We start from the raw sequence: 22,020 nt of genomic DNA, 5'->3' as shown, positions 1-22,020 counted from the left end.
ATCTCACCACCATGCACAGCCATACCCCAGCGGCCGACGAATTTGCCTTTCCCGCGGACCTGCCGGTGCCGCAACCTCTGCGCGACCTCCTGCAGGCGTGCCCGCAGCTTCGCGACTCGTCCGCGAACGTGAGTGGCTTCTTTGCCTTTCATGCAGAGCCGCCCCGTGCCGTGGCCCGCTACTTTGGCGGGGAAGGCCATGCCAGCGGACAGTTCGCGGCGCAGCAGCTCGGGGTCTTTGGCACCCAGCCAGACGGTGCTGCCATTGCGGTCTGGCGTGCTCCCCAGGGCGGAATGCCCGTGGTGTACCTCGGGTCCGAAGGCGGAGGGCGGGTGCTGGCCAGCGATGCCTTGCAGTTTCTGCGCTTGCTGGGCATCGGCTACGGCGAGTTTTCCCTCAGCGGCGACATGGACGATCCGCCCGAAGAGGGATCGGAGGTCGCCCGCGAGCTGCTGGAGTGGCTGGGGGGGCAGGGCCTGGCGGTGCCCCCGACCGGGGAAGATATCGTGTCCGAGGCGGAGCAGCGCTGGCCCGATTTCGATGGCTGGATCGAGGATGCCGTGCAAGGGCGGTTGCAGCAGTCGGCCTCCGGCAGCGCAGCCCCTGCAACTGGGGCTGCGCATGCCCCCGCGCCCGAAGGCGGTGGCAGCCCGTGGGTTCAGATGCTGGCCTGCATCGGCCGACGCATTGACGACCCTGTGGTGCGGCAGTGGCTCGCCAGCGTGGGGGCCAAGCCGCTCAAGCCCGCCACGCCGCACAACAACAGGACCTACGTCACCTCGCAGTCCACCGGCATCGCGGTTTTTGCCGAGAGGGCCCCCAGACACCGAAGCCTGTGGCCCCCGGTCAGAGACGGGCGCGTCTGGCGCACCCATGTCGTGAGAATCCTCGTGCCGGCGCAGGCTGCCCAGGTGGTGCCATTGCCCCAGGGCTGTCGTGGCAGCACTTTCCAGGCACCGATGCAGACGATCCCTATGTGACCCTGCCTGTCAACGACATGCTGGAGATGGTCCTGGAGCGCGACGGCGAAGGCCCCGGCATCACCCGTGTTTTCGTGAAATTGCGCCAGGAGCTGGACTTCATCGAGGCCAGTGCCAGCTACGAAGAGACCCAACCCCTGGTCTATGTGGAAGGCGCGTTCTTTGCAACTTGGTGCGCGTTGCACGGCCTGCTCAACCCGCAGCGCTACCCTGACAGCGTGCTGGCACCTTGGCGAGCCCGTGTGGCCACACCATTGCAGTTTCTGCATGGTCCCTGCCAGCGCATTGTCTGGAGCAGCGACATCACGGACGAAGCGAATGGCTTCTGGGGCTACTACTACAAGGGCTTTGGTGCGCCCGACGAGCAGCGCTGGCAGGCCGACATCCAGGCCGTGTTCGGTTCGTCCAACCACTTTCGCGACCCGGACGAGGCCAGGACGCCCGACAGCTGGGAGGCATTCGATGCCATCGCGCCAACGATTGCGATGCGATTTGCCGAGTGGCGCGCCACGCTGGCTGCTGGCTGACCGCCCTGGACGCCGGTTGGCAGGGTTTTTCGGGCCATATGCACAGGGCGCTGCCCGCTGGTGTGTCTGCCCCTGCTACTTGCGTGGGGGCTTGCGCGCCGGTGTGTCGTTCACGATGAGCTGCTGGTCCTCCACATCCTTCCACAGCGTGTCCCTGCGCTTGAGCGCCTCGGACACCTGCGCATGCCGAAGCTGCGCGACGGCCGAGACCAGAGCATTGCAGACGAAGAACGCGGCGGTGTACGAATCGAAGGGCGATGCGTTAGACGTGCGCACCTGCACGAGGTGTTGAGCCAGTGCCGCCAGCGGGGCGGCCGCACTGTCGGTGATGGCCAGCACCTGCGCGCCTGCGTCGCGAAAGCGCTGAGCCACCTTCACCGGCCCGCTGGCGTAGCGGCGGATGCTGAAGGCCAGCAACGTGTCTTCAGGCTGCACCCACAGCAGCTGGTCGGTGGCGGCCACCGCGCCGGCGCCCAGCTCGTGCACGCCGGGGCGGCACATGTTCAGGTGCAGCGCCAGCCACGCAGCCACGGGGGCGCTGTTGATCTGCGCCAGCACGAAGATCCGCCCCTCGGTCTGGGCGATGCGCCGGGCCATCGCTTCGAAAGCCGCCATGTCCAGGCTGTCGCGGGTGGCGGTGATGTTGTGCTGGTCGTGCAGCAGCGCATCGTCCACGCACTGCGGCAGGCTGCGCTCGGTGCCAATGGTCACCGGGGCACGTTGGCCGGCCGTCTGCAGCAGGGCGGTGACTTCGCCGCGCGCCTCGCGCTGGGCCTCGGCGTAGCTGGCGTAGCCCAGCTTGGCGAAGAGCCGCACCACGGTCGACGCGCTGGTGCCATTGCGCGCGGCCAGGGCCGTGGCCGACTCGAGCAATGCGTGCGGGTAGTCGCGCCCCAGGGCCTCGGCCAGGGCGCGTTCGCTGGCGGTCAACTCCGCGCTCTGGCGCGCCAGGCGCTCGGTCAGCAGGCCTGTGGATATTTGCAATGATGATTTCATTGATGTCTCTTTTGTGAAAAACGTATTGCAAACACGGACGACGCATGCAACACTTCAACCCAGATTCGCGCCCCGATTCCGGGGCCAACCCCGAGGATTGAGATGCAGGATACCCTTGAAAACCAAGGCTTGGCAGTGCGCCAGCGCATTCTGGACTGGCTGGCCGGCCAGTCCCAAGCCATGCAAGACCTGTTGCAGAAAGTCGTGGACATCGACAGCGGCAGCCGCGACGAGGCGGGTGTGACGGCCGTGGCCACCGCCCTGCGCGAGCGGCTGGAGGCTGCCGGCGTGGCCGTGCAGTTCGAGCCCGTGCCAGGCTATGGCGTGCTGCTGCATGCCCACGTTCCCGGCGCCGCCGACGGCCCGCCCATCGTGCTCATGGGCCACATGGACACTGTGTTCCCCGCCGGCACCGTGGCGCGCCGCCCCTTCCGCGTGGCGGACGGCCGTGCCTATGGCCCCGGCGTGGCCGATATGAAGTCGGGCCTGGTGATGAACGTGTTCGTGGCCGAGGCCTTTGCGCGCTGCGGCGGACTGAAGGGGCCACTGCAGCTGTTCTTCTCGTGCGACGAGGAGATCGGCTCGCCCGTCACGCGCGAGCGCATCATGGCCCAGGCGCGCGGCGTCAAGGCGGTGCTCAATGCCGAGCCCGGCCGGGTCAGCGGCAACCTGGTGACGAGCCGCAAGGGCTCGATGGTGGTGGAGTTCGAGGTGGAGGGCGTCGCCGCCCATGCCGGCATCAACCACGCGGCAGGCGCAAGCGCCATCGAGGCGCTGGCCCGCAAGACGCTGGCGCTGCATGCGCTGACCGACCCCGCCACGGGCACCACCGTCAACGTGGGCGTGGTGCAGGGCGGCATCGTGCCCAACATGGTGGCCCCACACGCCAAGGCCGAGGTGGACCTGCGCTTCACCTCCGACACCGACCCGGAGGCACTGCTGCAGAAGGTGCGCGCCATCGTGGAAGAAGAGTCCGTGCCGCGCACCCATGGCCGCATCACCGAATCCCGCCGTACGCTGCCCATGAAGCCCACGCCCGACGCGCTGCTGGCGCTGTACCAGCGTGGCGCCCTGTCGTTGGGCTTCGAGGTGCAGGGCGAATTCACCGGCGGCGCGGCCGACAGCGGCCTGACCGCGTCGGTGGGCGCGCCCACGCTGTGCGGCACCGGCCCCGTGGGCGGCCACCCGCACACCGAGCGCGAGTACTGCGAGCTGTCCACCTTCGTGCCGCGTGCGCAGGCGGTGGCGCTGGCGGTGCTCGACCACCCCTGAACGTTCCATTCCGCGCTCCGGCGCGCATCCGCACCCACCGGACCCTGCCGACGCCGACGCCGACGCCGACGCCGTTGCGCGCACGCTCCATTTCCCTTCCAGTGTCCTGAAAGTAGACCCATGCCCTTTGCTTCGCAATCTCCACGCCGTCGCGTTTTTTCCGCCAGCCTGGCGCTGGGCCTGGCGGCCATGGCCGGCCTGGCACCGCTGGCCGCGCAGGCCGACGAGAAATACCCTTCGCGCCCGATCACGCTCGTGGTGCCGTTCCCGCCCGGCGGGTCGGTGGACATCATGGCGCGCCAGTATTCCGAGCCCCTGTCCAAGGTGCTGGGCGTGCCCATCGTGGTGGAGAACCGCGCCGGCGCGGGCGGCTCGGTGGGCGCGCTGTACGTGGCGCGCGCCAAGCCCGATGGCTACACGCTGGTCGTGTCCTCGCAAAGCAGCCACCTGGCCAACCCGCTGACCCAGCCCAAGGTGGGCTACGACCCGGTCAAGGATTTCGAGAACATCGCCATCCTGGGCCGCCAGCCCAACGCGCTGGTGGTGCACAGCAGCCTGCCGTTCAAGACGTTCGCCGAGTTCGTGGCCTACGCCAAGAAGAACCCCGGCAAGCTCAACTACGGCAGCGGCGGCGTGGGCAGCATGGGCCAGCTCAACGTGGAGATGTTCAAGGCCGCGACCGGTGCCTTCACCACGCACATCCCGTACCGCGGCGGCACGCCGCTGATCACGGCGGTGCTGGCCAACGAGGTGCAGTTCATCCTCGACAACCTGGTCATCATGCTGCCCCACGTCCAGGCGGGCAAGGTGCGCGCCCTGGCAGTGGCCGCCGACCAGCGCCTGCCGCAGCTGCCCGATGTCCCCACCATGGCCGAGGTCGGCTACCCCGAGCTCAACCTCACGTCGTGGACCGGCCTGGCCGCGCCCGGCGGCACGCCCGACGCCGTCGTGCAGACCTTGTACAAGGCCGTGCGCCAGGTCGCCACGTCACCCGCCATGGTGGCCAACCTCAAGGACCGCGGCGTGATCGTGCCGGAAGAGATGGCGCCGGCCGCGTTCGAGAAGATGATGTCCGATCGCCTGGTGAAATTCGGCGAGGTGGTGCGCAAGGCGGGCATCACGGCCGAATGAGTGCCGGGACGCTTGGTTTTTGAGTATTTTGGGCTGCTAGCGCTTATCTGGTGGGCGCTGGTAGCTATAAAAATGATAGTTTTCAAGCCGATGGGACAATGCTGCCCATGACAGCCGCACACCCCACCCCCATCGACACCCTCACCATCACCCGCCCCGACGACTGGCACCTGCACGTGCGTGACGGCGAGCCGCTGCACACTGTGGTGCCGCACACGGCCGCCCAGTTTGGCCGCGCGATCATCATGCCCAACCTGCGCCCGCCCGTGACCACGGCCGAGCAGGCCCTGGCCTACAAACAGCGCATCCTGGCCGCCGTGCCTGCCGGTGTGCAGTTCGAGCCGCTGATGACGCTGTACCTCACCGACAACCTGCCCGCCGACGAGATCGCGCGCGCCAAGGACGCGGGCGTGGTGGCCTGCAAGCTCTATCCCGCCGGCGCCACCACCAACAGCGACGCGGGCGTGACCGACCTGCGCAAGACCTACAAGACGCTCGAAGCCATGCAGAAGGCAGGGATGCTGCTGCTGGTGCACGGCGAGGTGACCAGCAGCGATATCGACCTGTTCGACCGCGAGGCCGTGTTCATCGAGCAGCAGCTGATCCCGCTGCGTCGCGACTTCCCTGAGTTGAAGATCGTCTTCGAGCACATCACCACCAAGGACGCGGCCGACTACGTGGCAGACGCCGACCGCTTCACCGCCGCCACCATCACCGCGCACCACCTGCTGTACAACCGCAACGCCATCTTCATCGGCGGCGTGCGCCCGCACTACTACTGCCTGCCCGTGCTCAAGCGCGAAACGCACCGCGTGGCTTTGGTGCAGGCCGCCACCAGTGGGTCCAACAAGTTTTTCCTGGGCACCGACAGCGCACCACACCCCGCGCACCTTAAGGAACACGCCAGCGGCTGTGCCGGCTGCTACACGGCCCACGCCGCCATCGAGATGTATGCCGAGGCGTTTGACAACGCTGGTGCGCTGGACAAGCTCGAAGGGTTTGCGAGCTTCCACGGCCCGGACTTCTACAGCTTGCCGCGCAACACCACCACTGTCACCCTGCGCCGCGAATCGTGGACACCGCCCGACAGCTTTGCGTTTGGCGAGGGCCAGCTCAAGCCCCTGCGCGCGGGTGAAGCCCTGCCGTGGCGGCTGGTGTAAGTCAGCCTTTCGACGCCATCGACTGGAGCGCTCCCTGGCTGGCGCCGTGGCGCAGCCTGGGCCAGCCCGTGGCGCAGCAGGCGCGGGGCGGTCAGTCTGTGCACCAGGCGTTGCAGGCCACCGCGCCGCTGGGCGGGCCTGTAGGCTTCGCGCCGCAAGACCAACTGCCGGACGGCACGGCCTACGAGCAGTACATCTGGGACACCCGCCGTGTCCCCACCCGTGACAACCTGCACGACTTCTTCAACGGCCTGGCCTGGCTGCAGTTTCCGCACACCAAGCGCCGCCTGAACCAGTTGCAGGCCCAGGCCATCGCTGCCGACGGCGTGCAGGCCGTGCGTGGGCCGCTGCGCGATGCGCTCACGGTGTTCGATGAAAACGGTGCGCTGTTGCAGGCGCCGGATGCCCTGTGGGATGCGCTCAATGCGCGAGACTGGCAGCGCCTGTTCATCGACCTGCGCCCGCTGTGGGGCCAGGCCCGGCTGGTGCTGTTCGGCCATGCGCTGCTCGAAAAGCTGGTTTTCCCGCGAAAACCGATGGTGGCGCACGTATTCAAAGCGCCAATAGCTATCGAATTCATAGCGAATGTGGATGTTTGGCTGGCAGGGGCGGTTGAGGCAACTGCATGGGCCACCAAGCCCTTCACGCCGCTTCCCGTGCTGGGCGTACCCGGCTGGTGGCCCGCCAACGAAGCGCCGGGCTTCTATGCCGACGCGCAGGTATTCCGGCCCTTGCGGGCAGCGTCCTCTTCCTAATTCCCGTCAAGGCTTGTGTGATAAGGCCCTGGCCGGGGTTTGCACCTACCATAGCGCGATGAAATCGCGGCCATGGGGGCTGCCCGGGGCTCGCAGTGGCCCCGCAGGCCGGCGGCGGCGCTTGAAGCGCAGCCGCCGAGCCCCATCTGAGCCAGCAAACACTTGTTGTTGTTTACCCCACGGAGAACCCATTCCATGAAGCGGATCCTTTTGTTTGTGATGACCAACCTGGCCGTCGTTGTCGTGCTGGGGGTGGTGGCCAGCCTGCTGGGCGTCAACCGCTACCTCACGGCCAACGGGCTGAACCTGGGCGCGTTGCTGGGCTTCGCGCTCGTCATGGGCTTTGGTGGCGCGATCATCTCGCTGCTTATCAGCAAGCCCATGGCCAAGTGGACCTCGGGCGTGCGCGTGATCGACGGCTCCGGCTCGCCCGACGAGCGCTGGATCGTCGAGACCGTGCGCAAGTTCGCCACCGAAGCCAAGATCGGCATGCCCGAAGTCGGCATCTTCGAGGGCGACCCCAATGCGTTTGCCACGGGCGCGTTCAAGAACTCGGCCCTGGTGGCGGTGTCCACCGGCCTGCTGCAAGGCATGACGCGGGAAGAGGTCGAGGCCGTGATCGGCCATGAGGTGGCCCACATCGCCAATGGCGACATGGTCACCATGACGCTGATCCAGGGCGTGATGAACACCTTCGTCGTGTTCCTGTCGCGTGTCATCGGCTACGCGGTCGACAGCTTCCTGCGCAAGAACGACGAGAGCAGCTCGGGCCCCGGCATTGGCTATTACGTGACCACCATCGTGCTCGACATCCTGCTGGGCTTTGTGGCCGCGATGATCGTGGCCTGGTTCAGCCGCCAGCGCGAGTTCCGTGCCGACGCGGGCGCCGCCCAGCTCATGGGCCGCCGTCAGCCGATGATCAACGCACTGGCCCGCCTGGGCGGCATGCACCCGGCTGAGCTGCCCAAGAGCATGGCCGCCATGGGCATTGCCGGTGGCATTGGCAAGCTGTTCAGCACCCACCCGCCCATCGAAGAGCGCATTGCCGCGCTGCAGAACGCACAGCAGCAAGGCTGATCCGGTGGGGCTTTGTGCCCTGGCCCTTTGAGGCCGCTGCAGGGGCTCCTGCAGCGGCCTTTTCATTGGGGGGAGGGAGCGGCGGTCTTGTGGGAAGGCTCAAGGGCTTGTAACCTTTTGTCGATAAGCTGGTGGTGACCTGGGCCCGCATGCTGTGCGGCGCGCAGCTGCATCACTGATCATCATTCCCACGAGAGCACTTCATGTCCATTTCCCACGCACGTGTTGCGGTCCGCCTGGCCCTGGCCTTTGGCGTTGTCTGCCTGGTCATGTCGCTTTCGGCCGCCGTCGGTATCTGGCGGCTGGCGGGGTTGCAGGACATCGCCGACGACCTGGGCGGCGCATCGTCCGAACGGGCGCTATTGGCGCGCGAGCTGCACGCCATCGTGGTGCTCAGCTCGGTGCGCGCCGAAACCCTGCTGGAAATCGACAACCCCGCCTACGCTGCGCGCATCGATGCCGACCGCAAGGTCACGTCGGCCCGGTCGTCCGAAGTGCGCAAGCGGCTGGACGAACTGGCGGCGGACCCGGAGTCCCAGGCCCTGTTCGATGCCATTGACAAGGCAGGCAATGGTTTTCGCACCGTGCGGGACGACCTCGTCAAACGCCGCAAGGACGGCGAGGCCCTGCCGCCCGACGCCATTGCCACGCGCCTGCGCCCGGCGGCCGACGCCTACGCCGCCTCGGTGAACAAGCTGGCCGATTTCCAGCGCCAGCGCGTGGCCGAGGCCCGCGAGGCCGCCGCCCGCAGCGAGCGCCAGGGCATCACCCTGCTGGCGGCGGGCTCCGTGGTCGGGTTGCTGTTGAGCCTGGCCTGCGCCTGGCTGTTGTCGCGCTCCATCCTGCAGCCGCTGGCCCATGCGTCCGAAGTCACCGACCGTATTGCCGAGGGCGACCTCACCTCACCGGTGCCAGCGCTGCAGGCGGGCAGCCGCGACGAACTGCAGGCCTTGCTGGCGCGCCTCGCTGGCATGCAGGCACGGCTGGCGGAACTGGTGGTGGGCATGCGCCAGGCCAGCACCTCGGTGGCCGGTGCCAGCAGTGAAATCGCGGCGGGCAACGCCGACCTGTCGGCCCGCACCGAACACACGGCCTCCAACCTCGAAGAAATTGCCGCCAGCATGGAGGAACTGCTGGCCACCGTGCGCCACAGCGCCGACGCCGCCGCGCAGGCCAGCACCCTGGCCACCGGTGCCAGTGGCGTGGCCCAGCGCGGGCGTGAGGCCGTGGACCGCGTGGTGGGCACCATGGACGGCATCGCGCTGTCGTCGCGCCGCATTGCCGACATCACCAGCGTGATCGATGGCATTGCCTTCCAGACCAACATCCTTGCGCTGAACGCCGCCGTGGAAGCGGCGCGCGCGGGTGAGCAGGGCCGGGGTTTTGCCGTGGTCGCCAGCGAGGTGCGCAGCCTGGCGCAGCGTTCCGCCACGGCGGCCAAGGAGATTGGGGGCCTCATCAGTGACAGCGTGCGGCAGGTGGACGAAGGCACCAAGCTGGTCCACGCAGCAGGCGGCACCATGGGCGAGATCGTGAACTCGGTGCAGCAGGTGGCCACCATCATTGGCGAGATCAGCACCGCGGCACGCGAGCAGACCACGGGCCTGAGCCAGGTGGGCGAGGCGGTCTCGCAGCTTGACCAGATGACGCAGCAGAACGCCGCGCTGGTCGAAGAATCGTCCGCCGCCGCGCAGGGCCTGCGGGTGCAGGCGCAGCAGTTGGCCGAACTGGTGGAGGCGTTCCGGTTGCCCTCGGGGTCCTCGGCAGTGGCGCTGCGCTAGCTGGGTGCTGCCGCCGCCACACTGCGCGACGCAATGGCCTTAGGAGCGGTGTGGGCCAGCCCGCTCTGTGCTCTGTGCTCAGCGCGCAGCCACATCCACCCGCCAGCGCCTGCGCGGCGCGCGCAGCGCATGGCGCTTGCGGTATTCGGTCGGCGCCATGCCGGTGTAGCGCGCAAAGATGCGCCTGAAAGCCGCCGGGTCGGCGTAGCCGCACGCCACGGCAACGCTGGGCACGCTCTCCAGTGTCACTTCCAGCATCACCTTGGCGCGGTGGCATCGCAGGCCGTGCAGGTAATCGAGCGGTGACTGCGACAGCTCCTGCTGAAAGTGCCGCAGCAGCGTGCGGGGGCTCACCGAGGCGGCTTCGGCCAGCCGGGCCAGCGAGTAGGGCTGGTCCAGGTGGGCCTCCATCCAGGCAATGGCGCGCGCCAGCGTGCTGTCGCGGGTGGCCGGGATGTGCTGCTGTGCATTGGCCTGCAGGGCCGCGCGGGCGCGCTGGTGGTCGGGTGCCATCACGCTCTCGCAGGCGGCGGCCAGCTCTTCGCCCAGTGCATGCCGCACCAGGGCGACGGCCAGCAGGTTCACGCTCTGCGGCAGCGCGCAGCTGATCCAGGGGCCGTCGTCCGACAGGTCCTGGCCCAGGCTCAGGCCCACCTCCGGAAAGTCCCGCTCAAACCCTGCGATGTAGAACCAGGGCAGGCTGGCCTTGCGCCCGTTGAGCCGACCGCTTTGCGCCGCCAGCCACGCGCCATTGCCCACGGTGAGCAGCTTTTGCCCGGCATCGAGCGCAATGCCCAACTGCCGCGACAGCGTGCCGTGCCGGCCTGCCACCGTGCGAATGCTCGGAATGTCGGCGGCGTGGATCGACGCAATGAACAGCGCGTGGGCGGGGGCGGTGTCTGCTGCCGAGTCTTCCGCTGGGGTGTAGGCGGCCAGGGGCCCAGGCAAGGGTGGCAGGGGCAGCCCCTGGGCATCCAGCAACCGCCAGGCCATGCGCGGCGCCGTTGCCCCCATGCGCAAGCCGGCCAGAAGGTTGGCGCCGCGCAGCAGGTCGATGAACTGCAGCGCGTTGCCCACGGCGGACTCGGGCAGCAGCGGAATGTCCACGCGAAAGACCGGGGGCCTGGAATCGCCCGAAGGCGAGGACAAAGATGGCGATGGCATGGCGGTATTGGCTCGTTGGATGGCCATTTTCGCTTGTCACCAAGGCCGTGCCGGCTTTTAGCATGAACGTGCTTTTTGCTCCCCGCCCCGGCCTTGCAAGCTGTCACCCACCCTACGGATCTGCCCCATGCACAAACCCCTTTCCGCCATCGCACTTGCCGCAGGCCTTGCCGCCAGCGGGCTGAGCGCCGTTTCTTCGGCCCACGCCCAGGCGCTGGATGCCGCCGGCCTGCAGGCCATTGATGCGGCCGTGAACGCCGTGGCCCCCAAGATGGTCGGCTGGCGCCGCGACATCCACGCACACCCCGAACTCTCGGGCCAGGAAGTGCGCACCGCCAAGCTGGTGGCCGAACACTTGAAGAAACTGGGCATGGAAGTGCAGACCAACGTGGGTGGCACCGGCGTGGTGGGCACGCTGCGTGGTGGCCTGCCGGGCAAGGTGGTGGCGCTGCGTGCCGACATGGATGCGCTGCCCGTGCCCGAGAACACCGGCCTGCCCTTCGCGTCGAAGGTGAAGGCCAACTACCTGGGCAAGGAAGTGCCCGTGATGCACGCTTGCGGCCACGATGCCCACGTGGCCATGCTCATGGGCGCGGCCGAGGCGCTGGCCGGCATGAAAGCCAAGCTGCCGGGCACCATCAAGTTCATCTTCCAGCCTGCCGAGGAAGGCGCGCCGGTGGAGCCCGATGCGACCGGCAAGGTGCCCAGCTTTGGCGCCAAAGCCATGGTGGAGGAAGGCGCGATGAAGGACGTGCAGGCCATCTACGGCCTGCACATCACGGCCAACCTGCCTGCGGGTGTGGTGGGCTACCGCAGCGGACCGCTGATGGCGGGCTCCGACAGCCTGAAGATCCTGATCGAAGGCCGTGGCGGCCACGGTTCATCCCCCTGGAACGCGGTGGACCCCGTGGTGGCCGCGAGCCAGGTGGTGCTGGGTTTGCAGACGGTGGTCAGCCGCCAGCTCAATATCAGCAAGGAGCCGGCCGTCATCACCATCGGCTCCATCCAGGGCGGTACGCGCTACAACATCATTCCCGACAACGTCGAGATGATGGGCACCCTGCGCACCTTTGACGAGGAAATGCGGCAGGAAGCCTTGAAGCGCATCACCACCACGGCCGAGTCCATTGCCCTGTCGAGCGGCGCCAAGGCCAAGGTGGTGTTCGGCCCCGTGGCCTACCCGGTCACCAGCAACCCTGCCGAATTGACGGCAGCCTCGCTGCCAGCACTCAAGCTCGCCATGGGTGGCAAGGCCATGATCATCCCCAAGGTCAGTGGCTCGGAAGACTTCTCGGAATTCCAGAAGGTGGCGCCGGGCTTCTTCTACTTCCTGGGCGCACCGCCCAAGGGTGCGGACTTCAACAAGGCCCCGTCCAACCATTCGCCGCTGTTTGACATCGACGAAGACCAACTGCCCGTGGGGGCCCGCTCGCTGGCGGCGCTGGCCGTGGACTTTTTGCAGCGCAAGTAAGCGATGCCACTGGCCTGCACCGCCAGGAGGCAGGTCAGCCCGCTACGCCCAGCAGGCTCCGGGCGACGGCTTCGCCGACCTTGATGCCGTCCACCCCGGCCGACAGAATCCCGCCCGCGTAGCTCGCCCCTTCACCCGCCGGGTACAGCCCGGCGGTGTTCAGGCTTTGCAGGTTCTCGCCCCGGCCGATCTTGAGCGGCGACGAGGTGCGCGTTTCCACGCCCGTCAGCACCGCGTCGTGCATGTCAAAGCCCTTGATCTTGCGGCCGAACACCGGCAGCGCCTCGCGCAGCGCCTCGATGGCGTAGGCGGGCAGGGCGGCGTGCAGGTCACCCAGCGCCACGCCGGGCTTGTACGACGGTTCCACATCGCCGAGCTGCCTGGACGGCGTGCCCTGGATGAAGTCGCCCACCAGCTGGCCCGGCGCGCTGTAGTCACGCCCGCCCAGCACAAAAGCATTCGATTCGAGTTGGCGCTGCAGCACGCTGCCCGACAGCGGGTGAAATTGCCCGACAGCCAGACGCTCCACACCGTAGGTCTGGCCCAGGTGCGTTTCAAACGCTGCGGGGTCGGTGGGGTAGTCGCGCGGGTCGATGCCCACCACCATGCCCGCGTTGGCGTTGCGCTCGTTGCGCGAATACTGGCTCATGCCGTTGGTGACCACACGGTTCGGCTCACTGGTGGCGGCCACCACGGTGCCGCCGGGGCACATGCAAAAGCTGTACACCGCGCGCCCATTGGCCGCGTGGTGCACCAGCTTGTAGTCGGCCGCACCCAGCAGCGGGTGGCCCGCGTGGCGGCCCCAGCGGGCGCGGTCGATCACGCCCTGCGGGTGCTCGATGCGAAAGCCGATGGAAAAGGGCTTAGCCTCCATGGCCACGCCGCGCTCGTACAGCATGGCAAAGGTGTCGCGTGAGCTGTGGCCCAGGGCCATCACCACGTGGTCGGCGCGCAAGTCGGTGGTCTCGCCCGTGGCCTGGTTCAGCACCTTCAGGCCACGCAGGTGGCGCTGGCCTTGGGCATCGTTCTCCACGATCACATCCGTCACGCGCTGCTCAAAGCGGATCTCGCCACCCAGCGCAATGATCTGCTCGCGCAGGTTCTCCACCACCTTCACCAGCTTGAAGGTGCCGATGTGCGGGTGGGCGACGTACAGGATTTCTTCTGGGGCGCCCGCCTTCACGAACTCGTTCATCACCTTGCGGCCCAGGTGGCGCGGGTCCTTGATCTGGCTGTAGAGCTTGCCGTCGCTGAAGGTGCCTGCGCCGCCTTCACCAAACTGCACATTGCTTTCGGCATGCAGCTCGCGCTTGCGCCACAGGCCCCAGGTGTCCTTGGTGCGTTCGCGCACGGGCTTGCCGCGCTCCAGCACGATGGGCTTGAAACCCATCTGCGCCAGTACCAGTGCCGCAAAGATGCCGCAGGGGCCAAAGCCCACCACCACGGGGCGCAGGGGTAGGTTGGCAGGCGCCTGGCCCACGGGGTGCCAGGCCATGTCGGGCGTGGGCTGAATGTGCGGGTTGCCCGCAAATTGGGCCAGCAGCGCGGCTTCGCGCGCGGGCTGGACCAGGGTGATGTCCACGATGTACACCGCCAGCAGGTCTACCTTGCGCGCATCAAAGCTGCGCTTGAAGACATGCAGATGGGCGATATCGGCATCTGCCAGGCCCAGAATGTGGGTGGCAGCGGCGCGCAGGGGCGCCTCGGGGGCTTCGGCCACGGTGAAGGGCAGCCGGATTTCGGAGAGTCGGATCATGTTCTTGCGGGCCCGTGTCGATCGGGCGGGTTGCAATGGCGTGGGGCCGCGATGATACGGGGTGTGTGCTGCGGATGGAATCCCGGGTGGGAAAGTTGCGTGGAGCCGTTTGCCTAAAAACTATCAAATTAATAGCTTTTCGCGCTTTATAGATAAGCGCTGGAGGCATATTTGACTCATATTTTTTGGTTTGAAGTGCTTTCAGCGTCCGGGTCTGCCTGCTGGCGCCAACGCAGCTCTGCCACGCCGAACGCTGCGGCCGCCAGCACCAGCGGCCCAAAGTAATACAGCGCCCGGTAGGCCAGCAGCGCCGCCAGCACTTCTTCTTGCCCCAGCGTGTCGGTGGCCAGCAGCGCCACGCCCACGGCCTCCAGCACACCCAGGCCGGCGGGCACGCGCAACACCAGCCCGGCCACGGCCCCCAGGAGCACAGTGGCCAGCGCGGCGGGGTAACTCACCTGGTGTTGCAGCACCGTCCATAGCGCGGCACCCATCAGCATCCAGTTGGTGGCCGACGCGGCCACCTGCCACAGCGCCACGGGCCAGCGGGGCAGCGGAAACGCGTGACCGCGCAGCGTGAGTGCGCGCCCGCTGCGCAGCGCACACAGCGCCATGTAGGCCACGGGCAGGCTGCCCAGCACCGTCCCGCCCAGGCGCCACTGCCAGGGCTCCACCGTCCAACCCGCCACCGCAGGCGGCTGCCACAGCCAGGCCAGCACACCCGCGAGCAGCAGGTAGCCCACCCAGTTCGTCAGGATGCTGGTGCCCACCACCTGGCCGATGGTGCCCGGGTCCACGCCGCGCCTTGCATACAGCCGGTAGCGCACGCCGACACCGCCAATCAGCGAACCCAGGTTGAGCGTGAACGGGTAGCTGGTCATGGCAATGCCCAGCGTGGTGGCGCGCGGTAGCCGGTGGCCGCTGCAATGGCGGCCCACCCAGTCAAAGCTGCCGTAAGTGAAGTGGCTCAGCAACGCCAGTGCACCGCCCATGGCCAGTGCGGTGCTGGGCAGGTCGCGCAGGGCTTGCAGCACGGCGGGCCAGTCCACCGTGCGCGCTTGCCGAAAGATCAGCCAGGCCACCGTCGCAAAAAAAGCGGCGGCGACCCCCCGGGTGGCCCAGGGCCACCAGGCCTGCCGCGGCCAGTTGCGCCAGCCGTGCTGGCTGGTTTTGCGCCGTGGCGCCTCCATGGCGTCGGTGTCGGCGAGCAGCGTGGGGGTGGCCATGGTGGGGACGCCCGGTGTTGTCAAGCGGTTGCGCTGCCGGTGGGTTCTGCGGCCGCAGTGCCCGGGTTGGCCAGCGTGATCGTGGGCTGGTGCTTGGGCAGCCAGCCCGCCCATGCCGGGAACCAGCGCATGAGGTGGAAGACGGCATAGCTACGCAGCAGACGCAGGCCATTCCATCGGCCGGGTGCGACAGCTTCAATCTGCTTGCAGCTGTTCTCCATCAGGTGCGAGAGACGGCCATACAGGTGGTCGTTGAAGGCACGGTCGCGGATGATCACGTTGGCTTCGAGGTTCAGCGACAGGCTCAGCGGGTCGAGGTTGCTCGAGCCCACGGTGGACCAGTCGTCGTCCACCAGCGCCACCTTGCCGTGCAGCGGCCGGTCGCAGTATTCATAAATGCGGACACCCGCGCGCAGGAGATGGTCGTAAAGCAGGCCGGCCGCCGTTTTCACGATGGGCATGTCGGGCTGGCCTTGCAGGATCAGCCGCACATCCGCACCACGTTTTGCGGCGCGCCGCATCTCGCGGATGAAGCGGTATCCGGGGAAGAAGTAGGCGTTCGCAATCACTACCCGGTGGCGCGCAGACCGCAGGGCAACGCGGTAGTGGCGCTCTATGTCGCTCTGGTGGTCATGGTTGTCGCGGGTCACAAAAATGGCGTGTGCGGTGCCCGCGTGGGACTGGCTGGCGGCGTCTAAGGCTGGATGGCGCTTGCGCTCATTGCGGTGGAGCACCGCCTCGCGTGTGAAATGCTGCATCTGCGCCACGATGGGCCCGCGCACCTGCACGGCATAGTCCTGCTTGGCCTCGGGGCCAAAGTCCGCCACGTGGTCGGCCGAATAGTTGATGCCGCCGATGAACCCCAGCTCGCCGTCCACCACCACAATCTTGCGGTGCATGCGGCGCAGCATGTTCAGGCGCTGCCCCAGGAAGCGGCGGCCCGGGTCAAAGATGCGAAAGCGCACGCCCGCATCGACCAGGCTGCCCACAAACGTGTCTGGCAGATCGGGCGAGCCAAAGCCATCCACCAGCACGTGCACCTCCACGCCGCGCTGGGCTGCGGCCAGCAGGGCCGCGTGCAGTTCCTGCCCGATCTTGTCGTCGAACAGGATGAAAGTCTCCAGCATCACTTCGCGCCGGGCCTTGGTGATGGCGTTGAACACGCGGGGGAAAAAATCCTCGCCGTTTTCCAGCAACTCGAACTGGTTCCCCGGCACCCAGCGGGACGAGCGCGGCAGGCTGAAGGCAGGGCGTTTCATAGCAGGATCTCCGCCGCCAGTGGCGCATGGTCCGAGAGCTTGTCCCAGGGCTTTTTGGGCAGCGCCAGGGGGGAATGCACGGCGGCGTTGCGCACATAGATGCGGTCCAGTGCCAGCAGCGGCATGGCAGCCGGAAAGGTGCGAACCGGGCGGCCAAAGGCCTGCACAAAGACTTCCTGCAAGCCCGCCTCGCGGTGCAGGATGTCGTGTGCCCGGTTGCGCCAGTCGTTGAAATCACCGGCCAGCACCACGGGCTCGTTGGCCGGAAAGCTGCGCAGCAGATCGCACACATGCATCAGCTGCCGCTGCCGGTGGGATTCCTGCAGGCCCAGGTGCACGCAGACTGCATGCACCGGCAGATGGTGTCCGGGCGGCTGCAGCACGCAATGCAGCATGCCGCGCCGCTCGGGCCCACTGATCGAGATGTCGTGGTTCTCGTAGTGCGTGATCGGAAACTTGGACAGCAGGGCGTTGCCGTGGTCGCCGTTGTCATACACCGCATTGCGGCCGTAGGCGTATTGCGACCAGATGGTGTCGGCCAGGAACTCGTAGTGGGGCACCTGCGGAAAGTTGGCGAACCGGCTGGCGTGCCGGTGGTGGGTGCCCAGCACTTCCTGCAGAAAGACCAGGTCTGCCGCGACGCCCCGCACGGCCTCGCGCAGTTCGTGCAGCATGAAGCGCCGGTTGAAGGTGGTGAAGCCCTTGTGCACGTTCACGGTGAGCACCTTGAACGCAATGGGCTGTGATGGGATGGTATCCATGGGCAAACAATCGTTGTGGTGCCCTTCGGCGTGGGCGCCGCCAGGGGCGGGCCGAAGGGTGAAACGATTGTTGGGGCCGCAGTGCGCCGCCGCTGTAGGACGGCTGGCCGTGGGTTTGTGCTGCGCTGGCCGAAAAAGGCTTTCGGCGCCTGACCCCGTGTCTTAGAACGTGTTCACGATCTCCCAGGAGTCGCGCAGCGGCCTTGGCGGGATGGGATGCTAGGCGCGGTGCGCAGCCAATAGCTCGGCTATTGGCAAGCGCCGCAACGCCGCAGACCGCCGGCCAAGACCGCTGCCCGAAGGGTTGGAGCGAAATCGGGCGATTGGACGCCCCGGCTGCTTGCATGGGCATGAGCCCATGCGGCGCATCCGAAGCATCCACTCATCCCGATTGCGCTCCAACGTGACTCCTGCGAGATCGTGAACACGTTCTTAGCTGCGTGCCGGGTTCAGGGCTGGCACCAGGGGCTAGCCACCCCCGCACCTTGGAAACTGGCGCACCCCAGGCCATTGCACCCGTGGAACTGGCTCTGCCAGGCTACCGGGTGCGTCCCCTTGGGGGGAGGGTGCGACGCGCCTCAGGGGGCAACTTATGCAGGCAGGAACCCCTCCACCGACAGGTAACGCTCGCCCGTGTCGTAGTTGAAACCCAGCACCTTGGCGCCCGCGGGCAGCTCGGGCAGCTTCTGCGCAATGGCGGCCAGCGTGGCGCCCGACGAAATACCCACCAGGATGCCTTCTTCGCGCGCAGAGCGGCGTGCGTATTCCCGGGCCGGTTCGGCATCGACCTGGATCACGCCGTCGAGTAGGCTGGTGTCGAGGTTCTTGGGGATGAACCCTGCGCCAATGCCCTGGATGGGGTGGGGCGACGGTGCGCCACCCGAGATCACTGGCGAGGCCGTGGGCTCCACAGCAAACACCTTGAGCTGAGGGAACTTGGCTTTGAGCACCCGCGCCACGCCGGTGATGTGGCCACCCGTGCCCACGCCGGTGATCAGCACATCAATGCCATCAGGGAAGTCCGCCAGGATCTCCTGCGCCGTGGTGCGCACGTGCACGTCGATGTTGGCCGGGTTCTCGAACTGCTGCGGAATCCACGAGCCGGGCGTCTGGGCCTGCAACTCCTGCGCGCGGGCGATCGCGCCCTTCATGCCTTTTTCGCGCGGGGTCAGGTCGAACTGCGCACCATAGGCCAGCATCAGGCGGCGGCGCTCGATGCTCATGCTGTCGGGCATCACGAGGACGAGCTTGTAGCCCTTGACGGCCGCCACCAGCGCCAGGCCAATGCCGGTGTTGCCCGAGGTGGGCTCGATGATCGTGCCGCCGGGCTGGAGCGCGCCCGACTTCTCGGCGTCTTCCACCATCGACAGCGCAATGCGGTCCTTGATCGAGCCGCCGGGGTTGCTGCGCTCGGACTTCACCCACACGTTGGCCGCTGGGCCAAACAGGCGGTTGATGCGCACGTGGGGCGTGTTGCCGATGGTCTGCAGAATGTTGTCAACTTTCATGGCGTCTCCTGTGAGGTGCAAAGAGGGGTGTGACGCGCATTCTGAACCACTTGTTCTGCTGTCTGGGTGATATGGATATGCCGGGGCCTGTGGGTTGCAGGCCGGCCAGCAGGGACTGCCCCCAGCCCCTGCCTGCGGAACCGGCCCGTGCATTGGTTCGGGCTGCGGGCTACACCGGTGCGATATCGACCCGCATGGCCCCGTCCACCGGCGTGATCTGCACCCGCACCGGCAGGCCCAGCGCGATGGTCTGCGCGTTGGTGGCCGTGTGCTGCGTCACCTCGGTGCAGGTGTAGCGCGCGGCCCGCCCGCTGCGCCACACCGCCAGGGCCAGCGGCAGCATCCACTGGTCGGCCAAGTGCGGGCCCAAGGCGCCCGTGCTGCACTGGTAGCCGCGTAGCTCGTCCACCAGCCGTTTGGCGACCTGCTCGGCCGATACACTGCGCTCGCCCAGCTGGCAGAACACCTCGGTGATGTGTTCGTACTCCAGCGTGGCAAGCAGTGCATTGCCCGGGCCTTCGTTCTGGCGCGCAGGGGGCTGGCGCAGTCGGCCGGATTCAAAGGTCCAGCCCATGCGCTGGCCCAGGGCGTCCAGCTCACGCGTGGCGATGTTGCGCGCCAGGCCCGGCACCAGCGCTTCGCCCCAGGCGTCTTGCAGCGGGCCGCGCTCCAGTACATCCACTGGCGTCAACGGCAGCGCTGCAGGCGTGATGTGCGCCAGCACCTCACCACCTCCAGCGGGGTAGAACCCGCGCCGCTGCAGTTGCAGATCCAGCCCCACACCCAGCCGCCGCAACAGCGGCGCAAACGCCCGCTCCAGGAAATCAAACGGCGGCGCCATCGGGTTGTGCGTGCCGCCCGACAGCTGCACTCGGCTTTCGCCTCCCGCCAGCATCAGCGCGGGCAGCACGGTCTGCAGCACCAGCAGGCAGCTGCCCGCCGTGGCGATCTGAAAGCGGTAGTCGCCCGCACACACTGCGCCAGGCGTGAACACCAGCGTTTGCGAGCCCAGCTCGGCGCCGTCCGCCTGCCCGCCGCACACGGCCACCGCCGCCTGCACACAGGCCAGGTGCTGGCGCATCAGCCCCGGCTTGGGTCGCCCCGCGCGGATGCGTGTGATGTGCAACGGGCGGCCGGTGACCATCGAGAGGGCCAGGCCGGTGCGCAGGATCTGGCCGCCGCCTTCGCCGGTGGAGCCGTCGAGGGTGAGGGGGCTGTGAATTGCGTTGCCGAGGCGGATAAGTGTCTCGCTCAAGTTGACCTCAGATGTCGGTTGGAAAAGAGGGTGGGGCATGGCGCAGGATGACTTGCTCCATGCGCTGCGCTCTGCCGGATATCCACGGGTTGCGGGTCTTACACAGGGCGCGTAGCTCTTGCAGAAATGACCTGTCTGCGACTTTGATGGCCAGCCGGCAGTCGTATCGGAAGCTGCCCGTGGAAGGGCGGCGAACGATGGATGTCAGTAGAGCGTCTTGCACGTCCTTGCGCTCGGAGTGGGTTAGCGAGGCTTGCTTGAGTCTGGTGCAGACCACATCGCGCAAATAGCCTGAGCGGAAGAACCGTGGGCTGATTTGCAAGTACAGAATGGCCGTGCCGCGCCATCCACCGCTACCTGCCACGATGTCGCGCTGGGCTTGTGCACTCCATAGTTCCAACAACGGGCTTTGGTATTTTCGAAACTCTTCTGCGGCGCGCAGATGCTCCTTGCGCAACGCGGCGCTTCCATTCCTCCGCGAAGCCGCTGCACGACAGGCTGAATGGAGTCCATTCATATCCGTTTCGGCTTGACGAATCAGTTGGGCGGAAATCATTTCGCCTCTCTCCCCAGCTGCGAGCCGTCCATCGGATGGATAGAAAGCAGCATTCTTGTTTTTCGTTGTGGGTAAAAATGGCCCCTGGCGCTTGATCGACAAGCGCCAGGTGCTATCAAAGTTGTAGTGAATCGGCAGTTTTCATCCCTTCACACAAACCACCTGCTTAAGCGTGTACACCACCTCCACCAGGTCCTGCTGCGCAGCCATCACCGCGTCGATGTTCTTGTACGCCATCGGAATCTCGTCGATCACGTCCGCGTCTTTTCGGCATTCCACACCTTCGGTCGCTTTGATCTGGTCTTCCACGGTGAACATCTTCTTGGCCTTGGTACGGCTCATGGTGCGGCCAGCGCCGTGGCTGCAGCTGTTGAAGCTCTCGGGGTTGCCTTTTCCGCGCACGATGAAGCTCTTGGCCCCCATGCTCCCCGGGATGATCCCCAGCTTGCCCTGCTCGGCACTCACCGCGCCCTTGCGGGTCACGAACACGTCTTGCCCGAAGTGCGTTTCGCGCTGCACGTAGTTGTGGTGGCAGTTCACGGCTTCCACGTGCGTCTCGAAGGGCTTGGTGATGACCTTGCGCAGCGCGGCAATCACGCGGCCCATCATCACCTCGCGGTTGGCGGCGGCAAACTTCTGCGCCCACCCCACGGCCTTCACGTAGTCACCGAAGTACTGCGCGCCTTCCTCGAAGTACGCCAGGTCCTTGTCCGGCAGGTTGCGCTGGTTCATCTCGGCGTCCTTCTTGGCCAGCTCGATGAAGTGGGTGCCGATGGCGTTACCCACCCCACGCGAGCCCGAGTGCAGCATCACCCACACGGACTGGTGTTCGTCCAGGCAGATCTCGATGAAGTGGTTACCCGTGCCCAGCGTTCCCAGGTGCTTGTAGTTGTTGGTGTTCTTGATGCGGGGGTGCGCTTCGCAAATCTCATCGAACTCATCCACCAGACCTGCCCAGGCGCGGTCGGTCTCGGCGGGCGGCGTATCCCAGCTCCCCTTATCGCGGCCAAAGCGCTTGGGCGTCATCCCCACTGGCACCGCGCGCTCGATGGCGGCGCGCACGCCGGACAGGTTGTCGGGCAGGTCGCTGGCAGTGAGCGTGGTCTTGCACGCCATCATTCCGCACCCCAGGTCCACGCCCACCGCAGCGGGGATGATGGCCTTGAGTGTGGGCACGACCGAGCCGATGGTGGCGCCGATTCCCAGGTGCACGTCGGGCATCACCGCCACGTGCTTGAACACGACGGGCAGGCGTGCAATGTTGCGTAGCTGGTTCCGGGCTTCTTCCTCCACGGGCACGCCGTTCGTCCACATCTTCACGGGCACGCCGTTGGGGACTTCATATTGTTCGTAGTTGTTCATATCTTTTTCCTGTTCTGTCGTTC

Annotated in this window: 19 protein-coding genes; 9 read left to right on the top strand and 10 right to left on the bottom strand. The window is 66.9% G+C overall.

Translation table 11 applies throughout. The annotated features are described in order from the left end of the window. Nucleotides 1-11: 11 nt before the first annotated feature. Nucleotides 12-980: a hypothetical protein gene (locus IB243_RS14910; protein WP_192427968.1), complete on the top strand. Its 969-nt coding sequence runs from the start codon at nt 12-14 to the stop codon at nt 978-980. After that, on the top strand, nt 977-1,507 hold the full coding sequence (locus IB243_RS14905) for a hypothetical protein (RefSeq protein ID WP_192427966.1): 531 nt from the start codon (nt 977-979) through the stop codon (nt 1,505-1,507). Before IB243_RS14910 ends, IB243_RS14905 begins: the two co-directional genes overlap by 4 nt. 75 nt (nt 1,508-1,582) lie before the next feature. On the opposite strand, the gene IB243_RS14900 is transcribed toward IB243_RS14905, so the two are convergent. Further along, nucleotides 1,583-2,503 (bottom strand): MurR/RpiR family transcriptional regulator, encoded by a 921-nt coding sequence (locus IB243_RS14900; RefSeq protein ID WP_192427964.1) that lies wholly within the window; start codon nt 2,501-2,503, stop codon nt 1,583-1,585. 102 nt (nt 2,504-2,605) lie between these two features. On the opposite strand from IB243_RS14900, the gene IB243_RS14895 reads away from it, so the two are divergent. From IB243_RS14895 to IB243_RS14870, 6 genes are all read left to right on the top strand, one after another. Then, nucleotides 2,606-3,775, top strand: a complete 1,170-nt coding sequence (locus IB243_RS14895; protein WP_192427962.1) for a M20 family metallopeptidase — start codon at nt 2,606-2,608, stop codon at nt 3,773-3,775. A 120-nt stretch (nt 3,776-3,895) separates the two neighbouring features. After that, nucleotides 3,896-4,906, top strand: a complete 1,011-nt coding sequence (locus IB243_RS14890; protein ID WP_192427960.1) for a tripartite tricarboxylate transporter substrate binding protein — start codon at nt 3,896-3,898, stop codon at nt 4,904-4,906. A 107-nt stretch (nt 4,907-5,013) separates the two neighbouring features. Beyond that, nucleotides 5,014-6,066: a dihydroorotase gene (gene pyrC / locus IB243_RS14885; RefSeq protein ID WP_192427958.1), complete on the top strand. Its 1,053-nt coding sequence runs from the start codon at nt 5,014-5,016 to the stop codon at nt 6,064-6,066. Continuing rightward, entirely contained in the window at nt 6,051-6,821 is a 771-nt protein-coding gene (locus IB243_RS14880; RefSeq protein WP_192427956.1) for a DUF3025 domain-containing protein, read from the top strand. The genes pyrC and IB243_RS14880 overlap by 16 nt, the downstream gene beginning before the upstream one ends. A gap of 195 nt (nt 6,822-7,016) precedes the next feature. Beyond that, a complete protein-coding gene (gene htpX / locus IB243_RS14875) occupies nt 7,017-7,898 on the top strand; it encodes a protease HtpX (RefSeq protein ID WP_010462430.1) in 882 nt (293 codons plus the stop codon). Between the two features lie 203 nt (nt 7,899-8,101). Then, nucleotides 8,102-9,679: a methyl-accepting chemotaxis protein gene (locus tag IB243_RS14870; RefSeq protein ID WP_010462428.1), complete on the top strand. Its 1,578-nt coding sequence runs from the start codon at nt 8,102-8,104 to the stop codon at nt 9,677-9,679. Nucleotides 9,680-9,757: 78 nt separating this feature from the next. On the opposite strand, the gene IB243_RS14865 is transcribed toward IB243_RS14870, so the two are convergent. Beyond that, nucleotides 9,758-10,843, bottom strand: a complete 1,086-nt coding sequence (locus IB243_RS14865) for a GlxA family transcriptional regulator (RefSeq protein ID WP_192427954.1) — start codon at nt 10,841-10,843, stop codon at nt 9,758-9,760. A gap of 127 nt (nt 10,844-10,970) precedes the next feature. On the opposite strand from IB243_RS14865, the gene IB243_RS14860 reads away from it, so the two are divergent. Then, on the top strand, nt 10,971-12,314 hold the full coding sequence (locus IB243_RS14860) for an amidohydrolase (protein WP_010462424.1): 1,344 nt from the start codon (nt 10,971-10,973) through the stop codon (nt 12,312-12,314). 34 nt (nt 12,315-12,348) lie between these two features. On the opposite strand, the gene IB243_RS14855 is transcribed toward IB243_RS14860, so the two are convergent. From IB243_RS14855 to IB243_RS14820, 8 genes are all read right to left on the bottom strand, one after another. Continuing rightward, nucleotides 12,349-14,070: an NAD(P)/FAD-dependent oxidoreductase gene (locus IB243_RS14855; RefSeq protein WP_192427952.1), complete on the bottom strand. Its 1,722-nt coding sequence runs from the start codon at nt 14,068-14,070 to the stop codon at nt 12,349-12,351. 176 nt (nt 14,071-14,246) lie between these two features. Continuing rightward, complete coding sequence (locus tag IB243_RS14850; RefSeq protein ID WP_192427950.1) at nt 14,247-15,296, bottom strand: lysylphosphatidylglycerol synthase domain-containing protein; 1,050 nt, start codon at nt 15,294-15,296, stop codon at nt 14,247-14,249. Between the two features lie 20 nt (nt 15,297-15,316). Then, a complete protein-coding gene (gene clsB / locus IB243_RS14845) occupies nt 15,317-16,555 on the bottom strand; it encodes a cardiolipin synthase ClsB (RefSeq protein ID WP_192427948.1) in 1,239 nt (412 codons plus the stop codon). Continuing rightward, nucleotides 16,552-17,316 (bottom strand): endonuclease/exonuclease/phosphatase family protein, encoded by a 765-nt coding sequence (locus IB243_RS14840; protein ID WP_057271916.1) that lies wholly within the window; start codon nt 17,314-17,316, stop codon nt 16,552-16,554. Before IB243_RS14840 ends, clsB begins: the two co-directional genes overlap by 4 nt. Before the next feature lie 590 nt (nt 17,317-17,906). After that, a complete protein-coding gene (cysK, locus tag IB243_RS14835; RefSeq protein ID WP_010462416.1) occupies nt 17,907-18,824 on the bottom strand; it encodes a cysteine synthase A in 918 nt (305 codons plus the stop codon). Nucleotides 18,825-18,993: 169 nt separating this feature from the next. Continuing rightward, nucleotides 18,994-20,079: an RNA 3'-terminal phosphate cyclase gene (gene rtcA / locus IB243_RS14830; RefSeq protein WP_225584957.1), complete on the bottom strand. Its 1,086-nt coding sequence runs from the start codon at nt 20,077-20,079 to the stop codon at nt 18,994-18,996. Nucleotides 20,080-20,086: 7 nt separating this feature from the next. Continuing rightward, a complete protein-coding gene (locus tag IB243_RS14825; protein WP_225584956.1) occupies nt 20,087-20,737 on the bottom strand; it encodes a hypothetical protein in 651 nt (216 codons plus the stop codon). 39 nt (nt 20,738-20,776) lie between these two features. After that, the gene (locus IB243_RS14820; RefSeq protein WP_192427946.1) at nt 20,777-21,997 is read right to left on the bottom strand and encodes an RtcB family protein; all 1,221 of its coding nucleotides are present in this window, start codon (nt 21,995-21,997) and stop codon (nt 20,777-20,779) included. Between the last annotated feature and the right edge of the window lie 23 nt (nt 21,998-22,020).

Origin of the sequence: Acidovorax sp. ACV01, assembly GCF_014851495.1 — a bacterium.
Classification (GTDB): Bacteria; Pseudomonadota; Gammaproteobacteria; order Burkholderiales; family Burkholderiaceae_C; genus Acidovorax; species Acidovorax radicis.
The sequence above is the reverse complement of the archived record's forward strand: the minus strand, read 5'-3'. Positions and strand labels throughout refer to the sequence as shown.

Coding starts and splice junctions, on each gene's coding strand:
- IB243_RS14910 (WP_192427968.1), top strand. CDS start 12: ATGCACAGCCATACCCCAGCGGCCGACGAATTTGCCTTTCCCGCGGAC.
- IB243_RS14900 (WP_192427964.1), bottom strand. CDS start 2,503: ATGAAATCATCATTGCAAATATCCACAGGCCTGCTGACCGAGCGCCTG.
- IB243_RS14895 (WP_192427962.1), top strand. CDS start 2,606: ATGCAGGATACCCTTGAAAACCAAGGCTTGGCAGTGCGCCAGCGCATT.
- IB243_RS14890 (WP_192427960.1), top strand. CDS start 3,896: ATGCCCTTTGCTTCGCAATCTCCACGCCGTCGCGTTTTTTCCGCCAGC.
- pyrC (WP_192427958.1), top strand. CDS start 5,014: ATGACAGCCGCACACCCCACCCCCATCGACACCCTCACCATCACCCGC.
- htpX (WP_010462430.1), top strand. CDS start 7,017: ATGAAGCGGATCCTTTTGTTTGTGATGACCAACCTGGCCGTCGTTGTC.
- IB243_RS14870 (WP_010462428.1), top strand. CDS start 8,102: ATGTCCATTTCCCACGCACGTGTTGCGGTCCGCCTGGCCCTGGCCTTT.
- IB243_RS14865 (WP_192427954.1), bottom strand. CDS start 10,843: ATGCCATCGCCATCTTTGTCCTCGCCTTCGGGCGATTCCAGGCCCCCG.
- IB243_RS14860 (WP_010462424.1), top strand. CDS start 10,971: ATGCACAAACCCCTTTCCGCCATCGCACTTGCCGCAGGCCTTGCCGCC.
- IB243_RS14855 (WP_192427952.1), bottom strand. CDS start 14,070: ATGATCCGACTCTCCGAAATCCGGCTGCCCTTCACCGTGGCCGAAGCC.
- IB243_RS14850 (WP_192427950.1), bottom strand. CDS start 15,296: ATGGCCACCCCCACGCTGCTCGCCGACACCGACGCCATGGAGGCGCCA.
- clsB (WP_192427948.1), bottom strand. CDS start 16,555: ATGAAACGCCCTGCCTTCAGCCTGCCGCGCTCGTCCCGCTGGGTGCCG.
- IB243_RS14840 (WP_057271916.1), bottom strand. CDS start 17,316: ATGGATACCATCCCATCACAGCCCATTGCGTTCAAGGTGCTCACCGTG.
- cysK (WP_010462416.1), bottom strand. CDS start 18,824: ATGAAAGTTGACAACATTCTGCAGACCATCGGCAACACGCCCCACGTG.
- IB243_RS14820 (WP_192427946.1), bottom strand. CDS start 21,997: ATGAACAACTACGAACAATATGAAGTCCCCAACGGCGTGCCCGTGAAG.